The organism is Ruegeria sp. YKSF57, from assembly GCF_059612585.1.
Window position 1 is genome coordinate 1 of the sequence record NZ_JBXWQW010000099.1, and the last position, 5,231, is coordinate 5,231.

Here is a 5,231-nt window from a genome sequence, read left to right on the forward strand (position 1 = left end):
TCTGGGCGCCGCTCATCGAGTCGGCCGGAATCAAGGAATAAGCCAGACTGGTTTGGCCGCTGCGCTCTGCCGCGGCGGCCTACATTTGGTGGCCCTTGCCACGCAGGCCCGCCAAAACGTCACGCGTCATTTGCGTGTCTCGGCCCAAGCAGCGATTACCTCGACTGCCACCTCGGACAAATGTTGCTCAGCCGGGATGTCCCGGGCATCAACTGGCTGGATGCATGCCTCCCGCAGCTTCTCAGAATCGATTGGAAATCTGGAAGCAGGAGACAGCCCATTCATGGCAGAATCCGACTGCGCGAGACTTGCGGCATAATACAAGCGCGATATCTGTGCGATCTCCATGGCGGCCACGCAAAGCGGACATGGCTCGCAGTTCGTATAAAGTTCGCAACCGCTGAGATCGACGGTCCCGAGGTTCCGGGCCGCGTCGCGAATGGCCTCGATCTCACCATGTGACGTGGGATCGTGATTGAGCAAGGATCGGTTAATCCCCTCACCCACGATCCGACCGTTTCGCACGATCACCGCGCCGAAGGGTTCGGTTCCCTCCGTCATAAGCGCAGTTGCCGAGAGCTCGATAGCGCGGAGCAAGAAGTCTTCGACATACATGATGTAAGTGTCCTTTACCGAAGCGGTTTCACTGCCCTTGCCTTCGCCGCCTGTCAGGTCTCAGAGCAAAACCCTTACAGATCGACGAGTTGGTCGCCTGTGGTATTCGAATCATCCCGGCTAGGATCGTCAAGCAGATACGCGCTCCGCGACGTCTGAACCATCTTATTGGGCCTGTGACGCTTGATTGCCGATCTCTGTACTGCATCTCTTAAGCACAACGGTGAGCCAGATCAGACGGGCATATCAAAGAGCCGGATGCGCCGCCCGATAAGGCGCCTCGGCACTGGCCGTCAGTTCGGCCTTTTCAACCGTTCAGCCATCTCCTTGAACCCACGCGCTTCGGCGTGCTGCAGCGGTGTGACGCCATCGCGGTCGGCCAGGGACCGGTCGGCCCCGGCGGAGAGGAGCGCGTCGAGCACGGCCTGGTGATCCGCGCCACCATCGCCCAGAACCACAGCTTCCATCACCGCCGTCCAGTGCAGGTTGTTGATGTGATCGAGCGGCGCGCCCGCGTCGATCAGACGCCGCACCACCTCGGCATGACCGAGATGCGCCGCGGCGATCAGCGCGGTGCCAAGATAGGGACTCGTCACGAGGCCCGGATCGTTGCCCAGTTCGATGGCGAGCGACATCAGCTCGAGATCATCCGCGACGGCTGCGATCGTCACGACGTCATAGGCCCGGTGTTCGAGGGCATTCATGTCGGCACCGGCCTCCGCCAGAGCGCGCAATGCCTCGTCCTCGGACGCGAAGGCTGCCACATGGATCGGCGTCCGGCCTCTGGAGTCTCGGGCATCGACGTCGGCGCCTTCACGGATCAGACGCTCGATCCCAGCGACATCGCCCTCATGGGCGGCCTGGAAGAGGCCGTCGTAAGCAGCGACCTCGCTGGCAGAGGGGGCGGTTTGCGCAGCGACCGGACCGGCGAGGCCAATGAGAAGGGCAGTCAGGGAAAGACGGCGCATGGGTCTACCTTTCTTGGGGTGTTCGTGAGGACGGGTCCGCGCATCAGGCGCGGACCCCAATGGATTCACTCGGCGCCGATTGCGTCCAGTCCAGCACGGGCGCAGGCCTCGTCCAGGTGTCCGCCGGGGGCACCTCCGACGCCGATACCGCCCACCAGCGCGCCTCCGATCCTGATGGGCAGACCACCGCCCTGGATAACCATGCGCGCATCCATGTAGCGCAGACCGTCGTGCTGCGGGTTTTCGCCGATGAACTCGGCAAGCCCTGCCGTGTCGCGCCCCATAGAGGCCGAGGTGAAGGCCTTGCCCTGAGCGCTGCCGACGGTATGGGGCCCCGAGTTGTCGGCCTTCAGGTGCACCTTGGTGGCACCATCGCGGGTGACGATGGCAACGCTCACGTTGTAGCCGTCAGCGGCACAGGCTTGAAGGGCCACATTCGCGGCGTCGCTCGCCATGGCAAGCGGCAGATAGGGGCTGGTGGGCAGGTCCTGCGCGTGCGCTGCCACGGGAGCGGCGAAAGCGGCGAGAAGGGTGATTGTTCTGAGCATGTCGGTTCTCCTTTGCTGGTGATAGGGAGACACCTAAGCCACCACGGGATTCTAACCCATTCGTAGGCCAGCCCAACACCTCCGTAGAACTACCGAGTGGGCTCGGCCTCGATCCAGAGACGCGTCATCTCGGCCGGCGAGGTGGTGCCGAGCTTGGCCCCGATCGCCGCGCGATGGCTTTCCACCGTCCGGGGGGAGACTTTAAGCGCTGCGGCGATGTCGCGGGTCGCGAAGCCCCGCGCCACGAGTGACAGGACTTCCCGCTCGCGCGGCGTCAGCCCGGACAGGAGCGCCAGTGTTTCCCGGCGCTCGGCGTCTGCTTCGGCGGTCCTGCTCAGTGCTGCCTGCCCCTTCTGTATGGCGTCAATGAGGTCCTGCTCGTCCACCGGTTTCGACAGGAAGTCGATGGCGCCATTACGGAACGCCTTTCGGCAGGCTTCGATATCGCCATGCCCGGAAATCACCACCGTCGGCCATTCCACACCGCTTGCGGTCAGGCGTTCCTGCAGCTTCAATCCCGAGATTGCCGGCATCCGGATATCGAGGATCAGGCAGCCCGGGCCCAGCTTCGGAAGAGCCGACAGGAAGTCTTCGGGACCGGCGAAGGTCCTGACATCGATCCCCACGGTGGAGAGCAGCAGCGAGAGAGCGTCCCGGACCGCCGCATCGTCGTCGACAAGATAGACCGGCGCGGTCATTCCGCCGCCTCCCGGGCGGCACGGGCCAGAGGCAAGCTGATCCTGAAGCGTGCACCCTCGCGGGCCTCGACCAATGTCAGATCGCCGGCGGCTCGCTCGACAAGGCGATGGCTAAGCGCAAGGCCGAGGCCTGTTCCGTTCTCCCGGGTCGTGACAAAAGGGATGAACAGCCGGTCCCGCACATCCGGACGAATTCCGGGACCGGTGTCGCTCACCTCGATCACCACCATCTCGGCGTCGAGCGACGCCTCAACGGCAACCTCCCGCGTCCCCGTACTCTCGGCGACCGCGTCGAGCGCGTTCCGCATCAGGTTGAACAGGACCTGCTCCATTTCCACCCGATCGCCCTCCACCGTCAGAGGCGTCGGTGGCAGCGTCAGGGTGAGGCTGGCGCCAAGCTCTTGTGCCTGTCCCGCGAGCAGGCTTTCCGCCACGCGGATGCAGTCTCTGAGATCGATGGGTTCCGCGTGGCGCTCCCCCGGCCGCGTCCACGTCCGCAGGCGCTCCAGAATAGCGGAGGCGCGCCGCGTCTGTCCAACGACCTCCTCGAGAATCTCCGCGACGCGGTCTGTGTCTCCGCGTGCGGCAAGGTGTCGGGCCGCCTGCGCCTGCGCCAGGATCGCCGTCAGGGGCTGGGTCAGTTCATGCGCCATGCCACTTGCCATCTCGCCGAGCGCGTTCACCCGGGATGCATGGCTGAGACGGGTTTCGAGACCGCTGAGTTCAGCCCGCGCCTCCGCGGCGCGGACCTTGGCGCGTTGTCGGCCGATCACGCGCAGCGCTAGGGCACACAATGCGATCACGGCCAGGACGAGGACCACCCGGCCCAGCGGCAGAATGTCCGATATTGTCATGCGGATCGCCGTCTGCAGTTCAAGCGGCTGCGTGCCACTCGACAGGGCGCGAGTAAACTGCGGCGCGTGGGAGTCTGCGACGACGCCAATCAGCGGAGTGCCGTCCGGCAGCGCCAGCCAGCGCGACGCCTCGGCCCGCGTCCAATAGGCGGAGTCTCCATCCAGCAGGGCCGCGGCATCAATGACAAGGGCGAGCCCATAGCGCGCCGCGTCGGAGTTGGGGCTTCGTTTGACGATCAGGTAGGCCGGGCGGTCAGAGGGATGCCGCACCAGGACCGGCGCGCCGGTCGAGCGTTCGGCGTTTGCGCGGATGAGCTCCCGGAGATCAGTCTCGCGGACCCCGATTTCCAGCACGCCGTCTTCTCCGTCCAGCGGCACGAGGGAAATGCCGATGATCCGGGGGTAGAACCGCATGATCGCGCCCGCGACCTCGCGAACGAGGTCCGGACGCTGCTCCGCTCCGGCCACCGCGATGGCAGACAGGGCCGTCAGATGCGCATCGTGCTGATCGACGCGTTGTGAGGCGACCGCGTGAAGGCGATCGCTCTCCGCCGTCAGGTCGGCCAGCCGCGCGCTGCGCTCGAAACCGGCGAGAAGCCCAAGCGCCAGGACGCAGACAACCACCCAGGCGATCCCCCGGGCAAGGGGTCGGCGCAGGATGTCTCGTGCTGGTCGCGCTCTCTCTGACACGTGTCCGGTTCCGGTGTGGGCGATGCCTCTTCAAGCATCGTGACGTGGAGACAAGCATATCCTCCTGGCCCCGTTTTGAAATCCGTAGGACTACAGAGGCGCGAGGGACATTTCATTGGTGCGTCGCTTGCCACTAAATGTGGGGCACCGGTCACTTGGGAGTTGGTTTGAACATCGAGAACATTTGATGTTCGCATCCTGCTTGCCCCAGTCGTTCACATACACAGCGAACAAATGTGTCCCACCCGTCTTACTTTTCACTTCGGTCGCGAAACTACACAAAGCTGACCTTGGGTTGAAAAGATCGAAAGCCCGCTTCGTCCCGCACAGCCGACATCGGTCACTCGGTATCGCGGCAAAAGCTCCCGATGGGTTTTCGGGAGCTGAATTGCATTTGCGTCGGTGGGTGTGCCTGGGCGGGATCAGCCGCGCAGAGTGCCGCCCGTCGCCTTGGTGACCTTGGCGATGATCCTTTCGGCGACCGCCTCGATATCCTTTTCCTTCAGGGTTGATTCGGTCGGTTGCAGGCGCACCGTGATGGCCAGTGATTTCTTGCCCTCGCCCAGGCTGCCGCCGATGAACTCGTCAAAGACGCGCACGTCCTCGATCAGAGCCTTGTCGGCCCCGGCGGCGGCGTTGACCAGCGTCAGCGCCTCGACATTCGCGTCGACGACAAAGGCAAAGTCGCGTTCGACCGCCTGCAGGTCACGCAGCTCCAGCGCCTGACGTGTCGCGCCGGTCTTGCGCGGCAACGGCACCTCTTCGGGCCAGATGGTAAAGGCCATCGCCGGTCCCTTGATATCCATGGCCTGCAACACGCGCGGGTGCAGCTCGCCAAATACGCCCAGAACCTTTTTC

Annotated in this window: 6 protein-coding genes; all 6 read right to left on the bottom strand. The window is 64.3% G+C overall.

All coding sequences use genetic code 11. The annotated features are described in order from the left end of the window. Positions 1–126: 126 nt before the first annotated feature. Positions 127–615 (bottom strand): nucleoside deaminase, encoded by a 489-nt coding sequence (locus AC2FLX_RS21825; RefSeq protein ID WP_480749491.1) that lies wholly within the window; start codon positions 613–615, stop codon positions 127–129. A 293-nt stretch (positions 616–908) separates the two neighbouring features. Next, positions 909–1,583 (bottom strand): ankyrin repeat domain-containing protein, encoded by a 675-nt coding sequence (locus AC2FLX_RS21830; RefSeq protein ID WP_480749492.1) that lies wholly within the window; start codon positions 1,581–1,583, stop codon positions 909–911. Positions 1,584–1,648: 65 nt separating this feature from the next. After that, positions 1,649–2,131 (bottom strand): GlcG/HbpS family heme-binding protein, encoded by a 483-nt coding sequence (locus tag AC2FLX_RS21835; RefSeq protein ID WP_480749493.1) that lies wholly within the window; start codon positions 2,129–2,131, stop codon positions 1,649–1,651. Between the two features lie 89 nt (positions 2,132–2,220). Further along, positions 2,221–2,829, bottom strand: coding sequence for a response regulator transcription factor (locus AC2FLX_RS21840; protein WP_480749494.1), 609 nt, complete (start codon positions 2,827–2,829; stop codon positions 2,221–2,223). Next, positions 2,826–4,307 carry a sensor histidine kinase gene (locus AC2FLX_RS21845; RefSeq protein WP_480749495.1) on the bottom strand — a complete coding sequence of 494 codons (1,482 nt, stop codon included), beginning with the start codon at positions 4,305–4,307 and terminating at the stop codon, positions 2,826–2,828. The genes AC2FLX_RS21840 and AC2FLX_RS21845 overlap by 4 nt, the downstream gene beginning before the upstream one ends. A 488-nt stretch (positions 4,308–4,795) precedes the next feature. Next, positions 4,796–5,231: phenylalanine--tRNA ligase subunit beta-related protein (locus AC2FLX_RS21850; RefSeq protein WP_496875560.1), on the bottom strand; the 436-nt coding region annotated here is incomplete at its 5' end.

What these genes read in the sequence shown, in the direction of transcription:
- AC2FLX_RS21835 (WP_480749493.1), bottom strand. Translation starts at nt 2,131, where the DNA reads ATGCTCAGAACAATCACCCTTCTCGCCGCTTTCGCCGCTCCCGTGGCA.
- AC2FLX_RS21840 (WP_480749494.1), bottom strand. Translation starts at nt 2,829, where the DNA reads ATGACCGCGCCGGTCTATCTTGTCGACGACGATGCGGCGGTCCGGGAC.
- AC2FLX_RS21830 (WP_480749492.1), bottom strand. Translation starts at nt 1,583, where the DNA reads ATGCGCCGTCTTTCCCTGACTGCCCTTCTCATTGGCCTCGCCGGTCCG.
- AC2FLX_RS21825 (WP_480749491.1), bottom strand. Translation starts at nt 615, where the DNA reads ATGTATGTCGAAGACTTCTTGCTCCGCGCTATCGAGCTCTCGGCAACT.